This is a genomic window from Paenibacillus sp. FSL H3-0329 (genome assembly GCF_037963285.1).
GTDB classification, from domain to species: Bacteria; Bacillota; Bacilli; order Paenibacillales; family Paenibacillaceae; genus Paenibacillus_AQ; species Paenibacillus_AQ odorifer.
In genome coordinates this window covers 5,352,380-5,366,647 of record NZ_CP150150.1, presented here as the reverse complement: position 1 = coordinate 5,366,647, position 14,268 = coordinate 5,352,380, and the positions used below count along the sequence as shown (strand labels likewise).

The 14,268-nt window shown below is 46.5% G+C and carries 14 protein-coding genes; 10 read left to right on the top strand and 4 right to left on the bottom strand.

Annotation, left to right across the window (positions count from 1 at the left end; genetic code table 11):
• Positions 1-295: 295 nt before the first annotated feature.
• Positions 296-1,411: an IS110 family transposase gene (locus NSQ66_RS23750; RefSeq protein ID WP_036683961.1), complete on the bottom strand. Its 1,116-nt coding sequence runs from the start codon at positions 1,409-1,411 to the stop codon at positions 296-298.
• Positions 1,412-1,889: 478 nt separating this feature from the next.
• Between NSQ66_RS23750 and NSQ66_RS23745 the strand changes: the two genes are divergently transcribed.
• The 8 genes from NSQ66_RS23745 (at position 1,890) to yajC (ending at position 9,720) form a co-directional block, all read left to right on the top strand.
• On the top strand, positions 1,890-2,615 hold the full coding sequence (locus NSQ66_RS23745; RefSeq protein WP_036677682.1) for a BofC C-terminal domain-containing protein: 726 nt from the start codon (positions 1,890-1,892) through the stop codon (positions 2,613-2,615).
• 244 nt (positions 2,616-2,859) lie between these two features.
• The gene (gene ruvC, locus NSQ66_RS23740) at positions 2,860-3,363 is read left to right on the top strand and encodes a crossover junction endodeoxyribonuclease RuvC (protein WP_036677679.1); all 504 of its coding nucleotides are present in this window, start codon (positions 2,860-2,862) and stop codon (positions 3,361-3,363) included.
• Positions 3,360-3,977: a Holliday junction branch migration protein RuvA gene (ruvA, locus tag NSQ66_RS23735; protein ID WP_036677675.1), complete on the top strand. Its 618-nt coding sequence runs from the start codon at positions 3,360-3,362 to the stop codon at positions 3,975-3,977. Before ruvC ends, ruvA begins: the two co-directional genes overlap by 4 nt.
• Before the next feature lie 36 nt (positions 3,978-4,013).
• On the top strand, positions 4,014-5,021 hold the full coding sequence (ruvB, locus tag NSQ66_RS23730) for a Holliday junction branch migration DNA helicase RuvB (protein ID WP_036677672.1): 1,008 nt from the start codon (positions 4,014-4,016) through the stop codon (positions 5,019-5,021).
• Between the two features lie 32 nt (positions 5,022-5,053).
• On the top strand, positions 5,054-7,153 hold the full coding sequence (locus tag NSQ66_RS23725; RefSeq protein WP_076141538.1) for a SpoIID/LytB domain-containing protein: 2,100 nt from the start codon (positions 5,054-5,056) through the stop codon (positions 7,151-7,153).
• A gap of 9 nt (positions 7,154-7,162) precedes the next feature.
• Positions 7,163-8,191, top strand: coding sequence for a tRNA preQ1(34) S-adenosylmethionine ribosyltransferase-isomerase QueA (gene queA / locus NSQ66_RS23720; RefSeq protein WP_038573001.1), 1,029 nt, complete (start codon positions 7,163-7,165; stop codon positions 8,189-8,191).
• Positions 8,192-8,212: 21 nt separating this feature from the next.
• Positions 8,213-9,349, top strand: coding sequence for a tRNA guanosine(34) transglycosylase Tgt (gene tgt, locus NSQ66_RS23715; RefSeq protein WP_036677666.1), 1,137 nt, complete (start codon positions 8,213-8,215; stop codon positions 9,347-9,349).
• Positions 9,350-9,399: 50 nt separating this feature from the next.
• Positions 9,400-9,720 (top strand): preprotein translocase subunit YajC, encoded by a 321-nt coding sequence (gene yajC, locus NSQ66_RS23710; RefSeq protein ID WP_038572999.1) that lies wholly within the window; start codon positions 9,400-9,402, stop codon positions 9,718-9,720.
• 95 nt (positions 9,721-9,815) lie between these two features.
• On the opposite strand, the gene NSQ66_RS23705 is transcribed toward yajC, so the two are convergent.
• Both NSQ66_RS23705 and NSQ66_RS23700 read right to left on the bottom strand, forming a co-directional pair.
• Complete coding sequence (locus NSQ66_RS23705) at positions 9,816-10,655, bottom strand: phosphatase PAP2 family protein (protein ID WP_254924631.1); 840 nt, start codon at positions 10,653-10,655, stop codon at positions 9,816-9,818.
• Between the two features lie 94 nt (positions 10,656-10,749).
• Positions 10,750-11,142, bottom strand: coding sequence for a TIGR04086 family membrane protein (locus NSQ66_RS23700; RefSeq protein ID WP_036677660.1), 393 nt, complete (start codon positions 11,140-11,142; stop codon positions 10,750-10,752).
• A gap of 226 nt (positions 11,143-11,368) precedes the next feature.
• On the opposite strand from NSQ66_RS23700, the gene NSQ66_RS23695 reads away from it, so the two are divergent.
• Entirely contained in the window at positions 11,369-12,133 is a 765-nt protein-coding gene (locus NSQ66_RS23695; RefSeq protein WP_036677658.1) for a DUF421 domain-containing protein, read from the top strand.
• 4 nt (positions 12,134-12,137) lie between these two features.
• On the opposite strand, the gene spoVB is transcribed toward NSQ66_RS23695, so the two are convergent.
• On the bottom strand, positions 12,138-13,736 hold the full coding sequence (gene spoVB / locus NSQ66_RS23690) for a stage V sporulation protein B (RefSeq protein WP_076141539.1): 1,599 nt from the start codon (positions 13,734-13,736) through the stop codon (positions 12,138-12,140).
• A gap of 196 nt (positions 13,737-13,932) precedes the next feature.
• Between spoVB and NSQ66_RS23685 the strand changes: the two genes are divergently transcribed.
• Positions 13,933-14,184, top strand: a complete 252-nt coding sequence (locus tag NSQ66_RS23685; RefSeq protein WP_036677655.1) for a post-transcriptional regulator — start codon at positions 13,933-13,935, stop codon at positions 14,182-14,184.
• Positions 14,185-14,268 lie beyond the last annotated feature (84 nt).

Here is a 14,268-nt window from a genome sequence, read left to right as displayed (position 1 = left end):
TTTTCCCTGCTATGAACGAATTAGTCAATTCCCCTGTTTTCCCCTTTAACTAGAGGGTTTTCAATCCCTTGGGCACAGAGACAAAATGCGAGTCGTCGGCTGGCAATCTGCTATCCGTGGGTTGGTTACCACATATTATGCCTACGTCGAAGGAGCTTCCGTAAACTAATTTCGCACGTTAGATCAGGGATCCTGTGCACAGGGAATTCACGGATTCTCCTCGAACCTTTCTCTTTGTCTCCATGCCCCAAGGATTCAAATCTTTTGGGTATGTTTTTATTTTTTTTCGTTTCACCTACGCCATTTTTCGTTCTGCCTCTACCGCAATCGACCAGATAAATCCAATTAACTCACGACCCACTGCTGCCATGGTTAAATTTCGGTGTTTCCCGCGTCTGACTAATTTTAAATACTTGCTGTGTAACCGTTCTTGGGCTTTCCACGACGTTTCATGGACATGAATACTCTGGCCCTCAAGACGCACTGCTAAATCTCCCTTGACGGCAGGGCGGTGACGGTAACTCCATGCGGACTCCACCAGTGCGCGCCGCACTCCGGAATTTCCGACTTTTGTAAGACTCCCTCTTTTGGTACTTGCTCCCGAGGAATATTCCCGTGGCACGAGTCCCAGGTAACTCATGAGCTGAGCCGGTGAACGAAAACGTTCGAAATTTCCAATCTCGACAACTAAAGTCATAGCTGTCAGCAGGGCGATTCCCCTCAGGCCTTGCAACGCTTGAATGACAGGTGCGTAAGGGCAGATCTGTGCTTCTTCTCGCATTGCGGCTTCAAGTCGCTTGATTCGCTCCTCCACTTCCCGGAGCTGTTGCAGGGATTCGGTAAATACCCGTTCTTGAGCTACATTATTAAACTTCAGCATAGAGAGCCATTCCCGGTACCTTTTGGTCCAGCGTTTTTTCATACCCTCTGGCTTGTGAATTTGGTGGCGCAATAGAAAATGAATGAGCCGTTGCCGAGCCCGATGTAGGTCTTGCCTAGCATCTTCTCGTGCACGAATGAGATCTCGTAAAGCTTCGAGTTCTGGCGTTGGCACATAGATCGCAGTCAATTCTCCAGCCCGGTGTAACTGAGCCAGTTTTTCTGCATCCCGTCGGTCGGTTTTTATGGCATCTCCGGGACGCTGTGGCATACGCGAAGGTGCAATTACCACACAGGAAATTCCCATCTTCGTCAACCAGCGGTATAAGTCGTACCCCGTAGGCCCGGCTTCATAGCAGACCTCCAGTGTAATCCCTGAACCTTTGAGTTTCCGAATCATTCGAGCCACTGCATCTGGGGTATGGGGGATGGCTCCATAATATCGTGCGGGTTCCCGACCCTCATCTGCAATCGCCACCGCAATTTTTTCTTTAGACACATCCAAACCGACGTATTTTATGGTATTCTTCATAGTAACAGCTCCTTTCGCATGTAGCTCTGTAATGGTTGTCCTTTTAACTTCCATTTTAACCTACGGTGTGCGAAACAGGGGCTGCCTTTCGTTCATCATAACTAATTAGTTTTAGATCCACTCCGCACAACGCGCAAACGCAGAACGCATCCCCCCATCACGCAAACGCAGAACGCCTACATCGCCACCATCCCAAACGCCCAATTCAATGGCATAGCACACTAAGAACTAAATAGTCTATTGGCAAAGCAAAAGCTTTGGTGGAAAAAATGGTCGATCGTCATGAAATAGGTATCACCTAAGGCCGGTATGTGAAACCTCTCCCCAGAATCGCCCTTCCAGACTTACACCATAAACCTTGAACCATACTGCAAGGTCAACCTTGTATTTTTGGAGAAATGTCGATTATTCACAGAAAAGCGCATAAATGCTCCCTTCTTAGGTCACAATAGGGAAAAACCAGAATGAAGGGATTAACGTGAACGCGTTTCGCTTAAAAAAACAACTTTGGCGGCGATGGAGACGTTGGAAAAAGGCGCTTTGGGTAGGAGCTGCTTGTATAGCTTTTACTGTACTGGCTTGGCGCAGTATGCAGGTACCTGAGGAAATCAGTGGACTGCTGACGAATTCTAGCTGGGCGGATAGTGCCGATAGTGAGTTAGCCGCAGCTGTCTTTAAAGTAGGCGAGGACAGTGATGAGGCAAAAGAGAAGGGCACTTTAAATAACGAACAACTGCTGCAAACCATCTCCCAAAGTGGGCTCAGCAGAACCGTTCATTTAAAAACAACCTATGTGTCCGGAGAAGAGATTCAGACGTTGCCGGGCGTAAAGAACCCGCTTCAGCTGAAGACTATAATCAATGAACACCCTGAATGGAGCGGTTGGATTAGTTCAGAAGGGGATTTGTGGCTGGAACAAAAAGTGAATGATTTATCGACAATGATAAAAAAAGAAGCCTATATTGGTGTAGATGCGTTTGGGAATTTGACCTTGTTTAAAGGTCCGCCAGTTCAGGAAAAGGTACTGAAGACTTTTTTTCAAATGGATATGGGTTCCCTGAAATCCTCATTGCCGGAAAATATTTGGAAAGAGCTTCACGAGGGGATTCGTGTTCAGGATATTGAAGAGTACAACAGTGTGCTGTCTACCTTCAGTGATTATGCCCGCGAAGCTGCTGAGCATGTCATGCAGAACAAGCAATAGATTTGATAAGCTGTCCAAAAGTCATTATTAATGGCTGAGGGCAGCTTTTTTGTGTGAAATGAAACGGGGAAGAGTCTAAGCTGTAGGCCTAAAGTTGCCATTTCGCTGCAAACGGTAAACTTTTTTTCTCCCGCAAGGGGGATTTTTGCTATAATGGTTAGAAGGAATACATATGTTCGCTTCATGGCGGAGGAATGGATGAAAACGGTGGAATAATCTGCCTGTTATAGAGGAGAGATCATGTTTGCGTATTTTGGGAATTGATCCGGGGCTGGCGATCGTCGGCTTTGGCTTTGTAGATAAGGAAGGACATAAACTGACCCCCGTCCAATATGGTTGTATTCAGACTGAGGCTCATACGCCTGAGGAAGAACGACTGCTGCATGTCTATGAAGGCATGGGTCAGCTCATTGATAAATATAAACCCGATGCTGTGGCGATAGAAAAGCTGTTTTTCGCTCGCAACGTTACTACAGCATTGCCAGTGGCGCAGGCCCGCGGTGTGACTATATTAGCTGCAGTACAGCGGGGTCTCCCCGTCTCGGAATATACACCTATGATGGTAAAGCAGGCTGTTGTGGGTTATGGTAAGGCTGAGAAACGGCAGGTCCAGGAAATGGTGAAGCTGCTGCTGAAGCTATCGGCGATTCCGAAACCCGATGATGTGGCGGATGCGCTGGCGGTAGCGGTATGTCATGCCCATTCGAGCAGTCTTAATTCTAAATTAAATGAGGTATTGCGAAAATGATAGATTTCTTAAGAGGACCCGTTGTTCATTTGGAGTCGGAATATGTGGTGCTGGATGTGCAGGGAGTAGGATACCGGGTATTCTGCCCGAATCCTTATGCTTTTGCCAAAGTAGAAGGACCTGTAACGATCTATATTCATTACCAAACACGTGAGGACGCTACGCTATTATTTGGGTTCCCGACTCGTGAGGAACAAAAATTGTTCCGCAAGCTGATAGAGGTATCTGGCATCGGTCCTAGGGTTGCGCTTGGAATCCTGACAGGTGGAACACCGGATCAGTTGATTTCAGCGATTTATCAAGAGAATATAACGTTCTTAACGAAACTGCCGGGCATTGGCAAAAAGACAGCACAGCGTATGATCCTTGATTTGAAGGACAAGCTGGACGGACTCAGTATGGCTTCAATGCAAACGGGATTGTTTGCAGTGCCAACGGAAGAGGCAACGGACGGATTGGCCTGGCAAGAGGCGCGGGATGCGCTTAAGGGGCTGGGTTATACCGAAAGCGAATTGGACCGCGTGTGGCTCGCTTTGAAGAAAGAGGGAGCAGAGACAGGAACTGTAGATGTGCTGATGAAGAAAGCACTAGGGCTGCTATATATAGCTAAGTAAAGCCGTACACATCCTAAAGAAAGGGAGCGATAGGAAATGGATGACCGGATTATATCCGCGAATTTGATGATGGATGAGCAGGCGGTAGAACTAAGCTTGCGCCCTCGTTATCTGGGAGAATATATCGGCCAGACTCAGGTGAAAGAAAACCTGAAAGTATATATAGAAGCGGCCAAAATGAGAAGCGAAGCGCTGGATCATGTGCTGCTGTACGGACCTCCGGGTCTCGGCAAAACAACGCTCGCTAATATTATCGCCAATGAGCTGGGTGTGAACCTGCGAACAACTTCCGGCCCTGCGATAGAGCGTCCAGGCGATCTTGCCGCTCTGCTGACGAATCTGCAGGAAGGCGACGTGCTTTTCATCGATGAGATTCACCGTTTGCACCGCACGGTCGAGGAGGTTATGTATCCTGCGATGGAGGATTTCGCGCTGGATATCATGATCGGCAAAGGGCCAAGTGCCCGTTCGGTACGATTGGATTTGCCGCCGTTCACACTGATAGGTGCCACAACCCGGGCAGGACTATTGTCTGCGCCACTGCGTGATCGTTTCGGAGTGGTCAGTCGCCTGGAATTCTATAACATAGATGAGCTGAGTTACATTGTATCTCGAAATGCGGATCTTCTAGGCATTGAGATTGTTGGCGATGCAGCAGAAGAGATTGCACTTCGTTCGCGGGGAACGCCGCGGATTGCCAACCGCTTATTGAAGCGGGTCCGTGATTTTGCTCAAGTGCGCGGAGATGGAATTATAACTCCTGAAATTTCTGGGGAAGCATTGAAGATGCTTCAGGTGGACCCGCGTGGGCTGGACAGTATTGACCACAAGATGTTAAGTGCTATGATTTCAAGCTTTCGCGGCGGTCCTGTAGGACTGGATACGATTGCAGCTACGATTGGTGAGGAAAGTCAGACGATTGAGGACGTATATGAGCCGTACCTGCTGCAGATAGGTTTCTTGCAGCGGAGTCCGCGTGGAAGAATTGTAACCCCGGCCGCTTATCATCATTTAGGGCTTCCGCTCCCTCCGGAGCAGCACTAGTTCGTCACTACAATTATAAAGGAGGATGCTGGATGAAGCATACGAAGAGGAAATGGAGAGGGGTCGCCCCGCTAAGCAAAGGATTGCTTGCGGCTGCGCTTGCTGTAGGAAGTTTCCTGATCCCTGCGGGTGCCAGTCATGCCGATTCTAATAGCACGATACGAGTTGCTCTTTATGCTGATATTGGAAGTAAATATAAATCCACTGTGCCAGCAGTAACACTGCAATCAACGCAAAGCTTTACTTTGCTGTCGGATCAAGCAGGAAGTGCTCCTTTGGTATCTGTCCCAGGACAGAAGCAAATTCGTATAAGTCTGGACGGATATAGAGTTAAGGTGATGGAGGCTTCAAGCTGGCAGACAGCAGCGGATGCAGCTAAAAAGCTCCAATCCACCTCCGATAAACCGCAGATTTTTGCAATCTCCAGAAATGGAGCGACTGTGTATCAGTTGTACACGGGCGTCTATGCTAGTGAAGCAGCTGCCAAGGATGGGCTTACCCGTGTAGTCAAAGCAGGGCTGAGCATTCCTGCTGACCAAACCCCAGCGGTGAAAGGCAATAAGCATCTATCAGCTGGCCGCTATTCTTCGGAGCAGGAAGCAGATGTGGCGCTTAATAGCCTCACTGCAGCTGGTTTAGATGCTTGGAAGGTGTTTCTGGCAGGAAACGACGGCAGTGCACAAGTCGAGGTATGGGTAGGCGAAGCTGCCAACGATAGTGATTTAACAGCTGTTCAGGCCGCTGTGTCTACTGCTGCACCACAATTTACGGTTTCTGTGGCCACCTCGCCCGGATTAATACTGCGTAAGGATGCCGGGCTGGATTTTAGCAGTGAAACTCAAGCCGATCATTATCTGGTTTCTGGAAGCAATGCTAAATTTCTTGCGGCAGGCAGCGAGGCTGGGATTCAGTTAGTGGAAAGATCCAAGCGTACATATCGCGGAAATTTGGAACTGAGCAATTTGAGCGGATCGCTGGCTGTAATTAATGTAGTGCCGCTGGAGCAATACTTGTATGCCGTAGTGGGAGGAGAGGTTTCCTCCAGCTGGCCAGAAGAAGCGCTAAAAGCTCAGGCTGTCGCCGCCCGCAGCTATGCGCTGTCGCAAGGCAACCGTTTTGATGTAGCGAATGTAGTAGATACCACTCTTAGTCAGGTATATAACGGAATCGGGTCTGAAGCTCCCTCCATTATCAAAGCTGTAGATACTACTGCTGGTGAAGTGCTGATGAGCGGTGGTAAAGTTGTTGAGGCTGTATTTTCTTCCAATAGTGGTGGTATGACAGCTGACCCTTCAGAGGTTTGGGCGAATGGTGGCGATGTATTTGCTAGTGTTCCAAGCGTTGAAGATGTTTCGGCTGCTGCTGCTAAGAAGTGGTACTATGTTATGCTTGCGAATGGTACCTCTGGTTATGCACGTGAAGATAATATTAAATTAACCGGCAGCAAAACTGCTGCCGGACTCGATATAGTTACCGCTACAACCAAAGATGTGAATATACGTCCTCTGCCAGTTATTGAGAGCAGTGTTAGTGCAGTCGGAAAGCTGAATCCGGGTGAGAACGCTGTGGCTCTGGATAAAGTATATGAGTCTGGCAGCTATAGCTGGATCAAAGGGCCGTATACCTCTGCTGAACTTCTAAAAAGCTTGCAGGGCAAAACAACAAGCACGCTCCCTTCCAGTATCTCTAACCTGCAGGTCACCCAGCGCGGTCCTTCTGGAAGAGCGATTCAGGTGAAAGCTAATGGTCAGGCTCTGAATGTGAAATATCCTGATATGTTCCGCTCCGCGTTTAATGGATTACCTAGTACTTTGTTTGATATTGTGGCACCCGGAAGTTATACTGTATTAGGCGCTGACGGCGCTACCGCCACAATTAGTAGCTCGCAAAGTGCTGGTGTGCTTTCCGCATCGGGGAAGGTTAATGTGAATGGCAGTGGAACTGTAGTGATGGGTGGAGATTCTGCGGCCAGAGTGATCACTAACAGCTCGGGCTTTCTGTTCATTGGGCAAGGCAACGGCCATGGTCTAGGCATGTCGCAGTGGGGCGTGAAAGGCATGGCAGACAGCGGGTATGATTACAAGCAAATATTGCAACACTATTATAAGAACGTTACTATAGTTAAGGAATGAAGACAGACCATGAATGTAGATGCTTATGATTTTCATTTGCCGGAAGAATTGATTGCCCAGACACCTCTCGCTGATCGCAGTGCTTCTAGACTGCTTCTAGTGAATAAGGAGGATGGAGAGCTGGCTCACCGGCATTTTACCGATATTATTGATTATTTTAATCCCGGAGACACGCTTGTTCTAAATGATACGAGAGTCATTCCAGCTAGATTGTTTGGAGTGAAAGAAGATACTGGTGCTAAGGCGGAAGTGCTCCTCCTGAAGAATCTTGGGGATGATCGCTGGGAAGCACTTGTAAAGCCAGGGAAAAAGCTCAAGACAGGCGCAGTGATCATCTTTAGCGATGAGCTTCGTGCCGTTATCGAGGACGAAGCTGATATGGGCGGCCGTACGCTTCGTTTCATATATCAGGGTATTTTTCAGGAGATTCTGGACAGGCTGGGAACGATGCCGCTGCCACCTTATATTAAGGAAACACTGGATGATCGTGAACGATATCAGACTGTGTATGCTCGGCATGAGGGATCGGCCGCTGCGCCTACCGCAGGGCTTCATTTTACCCAAGAATTGCTGGAACAGATTGAGGCTAAGGGTGTAAATATCGCTTATATCACCCTTCATGTAGGTCTCGGTACTTTTCGTCCGATGTCTGTAGAGAAGGTTGAAGAGCATGTTATGCATTCTGAGTACTTCGTAATGTCTCAAGAGACGGCAGATACCATAAATGCTACTAAGGCACGAGGTGGCCGTATTATTGCAGTTGGCACAACGTCTTGTCGGACACTTGAAACGGTCGGAAGACAATGTGAAGGTGGGCCGCTTGTGGAATGCAGTGGCTGGACGGATATTTTTATCTATCCAGGGTATAAGTTCAGTGTAGTAAATGCGCTAATTACCAATTTCCACCTGCCAAAGTCTACTTTGGTTATGTTGGTTAGCGCATTGGCAGGTCGGGAACATATTCTAGCTGCTTATGAAGAAGCGATAGAGCAGAAGTACCGATTCTTTAGCTTTGGAGATGCAATGTTTATTTATTAAGGTAAGAGGATGGGTTAACTTATGGCAGCAATTACTTATGAGCACATCAAAACGTGCAAACAATCCGGAGCCAGACTTGGAAGAGTCCACACTCCACATGGTGTGATTGAGACACCAGCATTTATGCCAGTCGGCACACAAGCTACAGTCAAGACTATGAGTCCTGAAGAGCTGAAAGAGATGGATGCCCATATTATTTTGAGCAATACTTACCATCTGTTTCTAAGACCAGGCCATGATATTGTTCGTGAAGCTGGTGGACTGCACAAGTTCATGAACTGGGATCGTCCGATTCTGACAGACAGCGGCGGGTTTCAAGTATTCTCGTTAAGCGACATGCGCAAGATTACGGAAGAAGGAGTTCATTTCCGTTCCCATCTAAATGGGGATAAGAAATTCCTGTCTCCGGAAGTAGCGATGGAGGTTCAGAACTCCCTGGGTTCAGATATAATGATGGCATTTGATGAATGTCCTCCATTCCCGGCTGAGTATGATTATGTGAAAAAATCACTGGAGCGCACCACGCGCTGGGCAGAACGTTGCCTGAAAAGTCATGCTCGTCCTAACGATCAGGGTCTTTTTGCTATCGTGCAAGGGGGCATGTATGAAGATCTGCGCCGTCAGAGCGCGGCTGATTTGACTTCCATGGATTTCCCGGGGTATGCTATTGGGGGGCTCAGCGTCGGAGAGTCCAAGCAGCTAATGTATGAAGTGCTGGATTATACAGTTCCCCTGCTGCCACAAGGCAAACCTCGCTATTTGATGGGCGTGGGTTCACCGGATGCGCTGCTGGAAGGATCAATCCGAGGAGTGGACATGTTCGACTGTGTCTTGCCTACTCGTATTGCCCGTAATGGAACAACGATGACCAGTCAGGGAAGACTCGTTGTACGCAACGCTAAGTATGCCCGTGATTTTGGGCCGCTTGATCCGGAGTGCAATTGCTATACATGCCGGAATTATTCCCGCGCTTATTTGCGCCATCTAATCAAAGCCGATGAAACCTTCGGACTTAGATTGACGACATACCACAATTTGCACTTCTTGTTGGATTTAATGCGTAAAGTGCGTGAAGCCATCAAGGAAGATCGGCTGCTTGATTTTCGCGATGAGTTTTTTGCCAAATACGGATTATATGATAATCTTAAAGGCTTTTAGGGTTTGATTTATGAGTCATGCTTTAATGTACTTTGAAAGGGGGGAGAAATATGATTCAATCGTTTCAATATGCAGCTGGCGCAGGTGGTGGAGGTAGCATACTAGGCCTGGTAGGTCCCTTTGTCCTTATGTTTGTAGTATTCTACTTCTTGCTGATTCGTCCGCAACAAAAGAAGACCAAAACTCGTAACGCAATGTTGAAAGCTCTGAAAAAGGGCGATAAAATCGTTACTATTGGAGGACTTCACGGTACGATCATGGAGATTTCCGATGATATTGTGGTTCTGCGGGTCAACGATGTAACTAAGCTGACTTTTGATCGCGGTTCCATCAGCCACGCTGTGGCGACGGATGTCGAAGAGAAAGTATAGACTTGTTATTTAAGTACATAAAAAGCGGTGTCTTCTCATTGGAGAGGACACCGCTTTTTTGATCTTTAAGGTTATTACGATTTAGCAGTTTAACTTTAACGTACATTTGTTACGCGGCTCGGAACGGTAAGCGATTCTTCACGTCCCCGCAAAGTTAATTTGGCGAGTTGAACGCCAACTGTAGAGGCTAGTACAGCTAGCAAGGTTCCACCAATCATATCTGTAAGCCAATGAATGCCCAGATAGAAGATTCCAAAGACGATTACAACTGCGGAAATACTAGTGATGACCATCCAGCGGCGGTTCCCTGAACGGAAGGCCAGAAGTGCCATTGTAACAGATATGGACGTATGTAGACTCGGGAAGCAGTTATTTAGACCGGATAGTGGTCTATATTCCTGTTCGAATTTCGGAAATACATCCAGCATAGTAAATTTGACGCCTGCCGGCAGATAGGACCAAACCTCGTTTACCGGGAAGTAAAGATAGAATGGAATCGCCAAGGCATAGTTGATAATAATAGCATAACAGGTTGCGTATAACATCACCCGGTTTTTATCTAACAGATATACCCCTAATGAAGCTGCTAGAACGGATTGAAGCATGAAAATGTAGAAAAAGACGATGATCGGTGTTAACCATGGACTGTAGAATATATCCTGAACGGCTTGGACAAAATGACCCTCTAGGCCAAATATAAATGGCGTATAATCAGAGGTAAGATGCATTTTTTGTTCAATTTGCAGTTCATATTTATTTATGGCTAATACGCCAAACATTCCTGCAATCAGCAACAAAAACTTATAAGATCGCAGCATCTCTTTCCCAATTTCAACCAATGCCATGATTGGATTACGTTTAGAGCCAATCCATACTAATATCACTACTAATGCAACTGTGTACAAAACAATATGGTTCATTGATTGGTAAAACAAAGCAATCGAAGCCTCCTTGATCTCTTAATGAAGTCAGATGATCACAGTTTAACATATTTTCAAGGAATGTTTCGAATTTAATGGAATTATAATTTTAGCTTTTTTGTAAATTAACGCCAAACATTCCGCCGAGAGCGCCAATTGCTGCAGCTGCGAGAACCCATAGCAGATCTACGCCAGATGGTGCGCTATCCAGTGCCAAAAAACCGATTAACAGAACGATAATCCCATAAAATGCTCCTGTAAGACTTCCTTGATACCAGCCTTTGCTCGTGGCTCTGCGACCGGCGGTTAGTCCTCCGAATGCTGCAGCTATGCCGTGTACAATGTATGTGTACATTGAGAGATCCTGCTCCTTCAGACTGCTGCCCCATAACAAAAGAGAGAGGACAAACGCACCCATCAGCATCCAAAGGAATGATCGACATAGGCCAGATAACACAGGATTGGCTATTCTCCACGAGAACATGCGCCGGATTAAATACATGGTACAACCTCCTAAAGTTTTTTTGAGAAAAAAGAATCAACATAGTTATTATTCATTGTATGGGATGGCTTGCCCCAATAGTACAAGAAAGGGCATTGCAGCCTTTTTACCATTAATTAATATGCCGGCTTCCGAATGTTCCCTGCACAGAGCGGTCAGAATAGGGTTACATTAATCCACCCGAGGAAACAAGTCTGCGGGTGAGAATGGAGGGGAGCGAAGCTATATGTTCCAGCATATCTCTACCCATATTTTCTTGACCGTGCTGATGTATTTCTTCATATTCCTGTGTATGCGCATCATGGGGAAGAGGGAAATAGGTAAGCTGTCTGTATTTGATTTAACGATCTCCATCATGATTGCCGAGATTGCTGTTTTTGTGCTTGAGGATATCAATCGGCCGATCTATGAAGGAGTCGTTCCGATGGCAACATTGGTGTTGATACAGGTAATTGTGGCTCAACTCAGTCTTAAGAGCAGAAAGCTCAGACTTTTAATGGACGGCAAACCGAGCATACTCATTTCTGGAGGCAAGCTGCACCGGGGCGAAATGCGTAGGCAGAGATATAATATTGATGATCTGCTGCAGCAATTGCGTGGACAGAACATCGCCAGTCCTGCTGACGTGGAATTTGCGATCCTGGAGCCTAGTGGACAGCTAACCGTATTCGAGAAAGAGAAGGGGAGTTCATCCTCTAACCAATCAGGCAATAGCAGTGCAGCTGCTGAGCATAAAAAGAGTGACGATAATAAAGGGAACAAGAACCGTAAGATAGAACTGCCGAAGAATAAGATCAGGTATGAAGGACTTCCAATCCCTCTGATTATGGATGGAAAGGTGCAGGATCAGAATTTAGAGATGATTGGAAAAACCAGATTTTGGCTAAGAACTCAAATTCGCCAAAAGGGAGTATCTGATTTCAAAGATGTATTTCTATGCTCCATAGATCATAAGGGCAGAATTTATGTCGACCGTTTGGACAACAGATAACCTTTTAGAGCCTGCGTTTGATAAACGGCAGACGGTCCAAATCACGCAGTGAGATAAGGCCAGCTAACAGACTGATTCCAAAATACAGGACCATTCCTATCGCAGAGGCAAATAAAAATTGAATCCATTGTACATCTGCAATGGGAATGGAAGTGTATACATAATGCACGCCCGCTCCCATAATGAGCATTGCACATAAGGTTTTTACGGTTTCGGTTACTCTTAAAGATAATGATATGAGACTGACTACACTGTATCCGTGTAGTAACGTAACCAAAATGCTGTTCACAATAATGGCTATGATAGCGCCGTAAATTCCATATTCAGGTTGGGATGCCAGTATTACAATCAGAATTATTTTGACTACTGCTCCAATCAAGGTGTTGATGAGTGCCCTGCCCGGTCGATCCATAGCTTGCAGCGTAGCTTGTAAGGGAGCTTGAACATAGATGAACAAGGCGAACGGAGCCATAAGCTTCAGCATAGGGGCTGTATCCGCGTTGCCATATAACAAATTGCAAAGCGGGACCGCCAGGATATACATAAGAACAGCAAATGGGGCACCTGTTACCAGCGCAAGCCGCAACGCTTGATGCATACGCTTGTGAATGGTAGGCAAGTCCTTTCTTGCGGCAGCTTCTGATATGGAAGGAACCAGAGATACAGCAAGTGACGAGGTCAGTGCCCCGGGCAGCAGCAATAAGGGAATAACCATCCCTTGTAAAGACCCGTACTGGGCTGTAGCGGCAGAAGTGGCTATACCTGCCAAGGCGAGACTGCGCACTGTAATAATAGATTCCAGCAGATATGAAAAAGAGCCCACAAGCCGACTTGCTGTAACGGGAATAGATATGCCTAATAAGCGCCGTAATATGGGGATGTTGGCTTTCACACCATCTGGATCAGATGGGATAACCTCTGACTCAAGAACGGGTTGCTCTGGAGTCGGATTTGTCTGCTTTTTATCTTTTTTAGTAATGACATAATATTGCCACAGAATCGCTAACATTCCGCCAATTTCTCCTACCGTCACACCTAACATCGCTCCAGCCGCCGCCATAGCAATACCCTTGGGAAGCAACAACCAGGAGAACCAGAGCATAAAGAATATTCGAACTAAAGATTCGAAGATGGAGGAGAGCGCCGATGGAATCATGTTTTGCTTTCCTTGGAAATAACCACGGTAGATTGCAGATACGGCGACGATCCCAATCATTGGGATCATGGCAATAAACGTATAATAAACTCTATGGTCTGTTAAGATAACATTAGAGACCCATGAGGCGCTTATCATAGCAACCAATGTAAAGAAGATTGCAAGTCCAACACTAAGGGCAAGTCCAGTACGTAAAATCAGCCGTGATTTTTCTGGCCGATTCTCTCCTTCTGCTTCCGCTACCATCTTGGCTATCGCCAGTGGAATCCCGCCTGTAATCACAGTAACCAGCACGAGAAAAAAAGGATATGCGAGCTGATACAGTCCCACACCTTCTGCTCCGATAATACGTGGTAAAGCAATCCGGGGAATAAATCCAAGCATCCGATTAATGATGCCGGCGGCTAGCAAGATTAAAGTTCCTTGTATAAAGCTCTGTTTCTTCAAAGGTCACGCCTTCTTCCCAAAATGAAATAAAACGCTGGCGAACTTGTCTATTCTTATGGATATGCTATACCCCTATCTCGGCATGCCTTGTTTTAGTAGCTTTAACTTTTTGTGACGGAAGAAGGAAAGCGAAGAACAAGAGTCGAATATCTATGGTGAGCATACGAACATGAGCGATCTTTGGAGGTGTCAACACGTGGAATCGGAACAGTGGAATCATGATCAACATAGTGAAGAAATCGAAGCCATGTGCCGCAGCAAAGCTGAAGAATTCCGGCTCCTCGGCTATGAGTATGTAACCAGCAAGGATATTTGGGATTGCATCAGCCGTAATTATGATAAGGAAGGCTTGCCTCCCCTACATAAGCTGGTAAACGACATTTATTCCTTGAAAGCCAATAGTTACATGAATTATTTGACTATTGCGGCCTATCGGGGGTTGAACTGAACAATAAACCACATATTTCTTTTTGCGAACTGCCTGATAAAGCAGTAAAGTAAGAGAATAATAACTCCACATCTCCTATTAAAA

What these genes read in the sequence shown, in the direction of transcription:
- NSQ66_RS23750 (WP_036683961.1), bottom strand. Translation starts at nt 1,411, where the DNA reads ATGAAGAATACCATAAAATACGTCGGTTTGGATGTGTCTAAAGAAAAA.
- ruvA (WP_036677675.1), top strand. Translation starts at nt 3,360, where the DNA reads ATGATAGATTTCTTAAGAGGACCCGTTGTTCATTTGGAGTCGGAATAT.
- ruvB (WP_036677672.1), top strand. Translation starts at nt 4,014, where the DNA reads ATGGATGACCGGATTATATCCGCGAATTTGATGATGGATGAGCAGGCG.
- NSQ66_RS23725 (WP_076141538.1), top strand. Translation starts at nt 5,054, where the DNA reads ATGAAGCATACGAAGAGGAAATGGAGAGGGGTCGCCCCGCTAAGCAAA.
- queA (WP_038573001.1), top strand. Translation starts at nt 7,163, where the DNA reads ATGAATGTAGATGCTTATGATTTTCATTTGCCGGAAGAATTGATTGCC.
- tgt (WP_036677666.1), top strand. Translation starts at nt 8,213, where the DNA reads ATGGCAGCAATTACTTATGAGCACATCAAAACGTGCAAACAATCCGGA.
- yajC (WP_038572999.1), top strand. Translation starts at nt 9,400, where the DNA reads ATGATTCAATCGTTTCAATATGCAGCTGGCGCAGGTGGTGGAGGTAGC.
- NSQ66_RS23700 (WP_036677660.1), bottom strand. Translation starts at nt 11,142, where the DNA reads ATGTATTTAATCCGGCGCATGTTCTCGTGGAGAATAGCCAATCCTGTG.
- NSQ66_RS23695 (WP_036677658.1), top strand. Translation starts at nt 11,369, where the DNA reads ATGTTCCAGCATATCTCTACCCATATTTTCTTGACCGTGCTGATGTAT.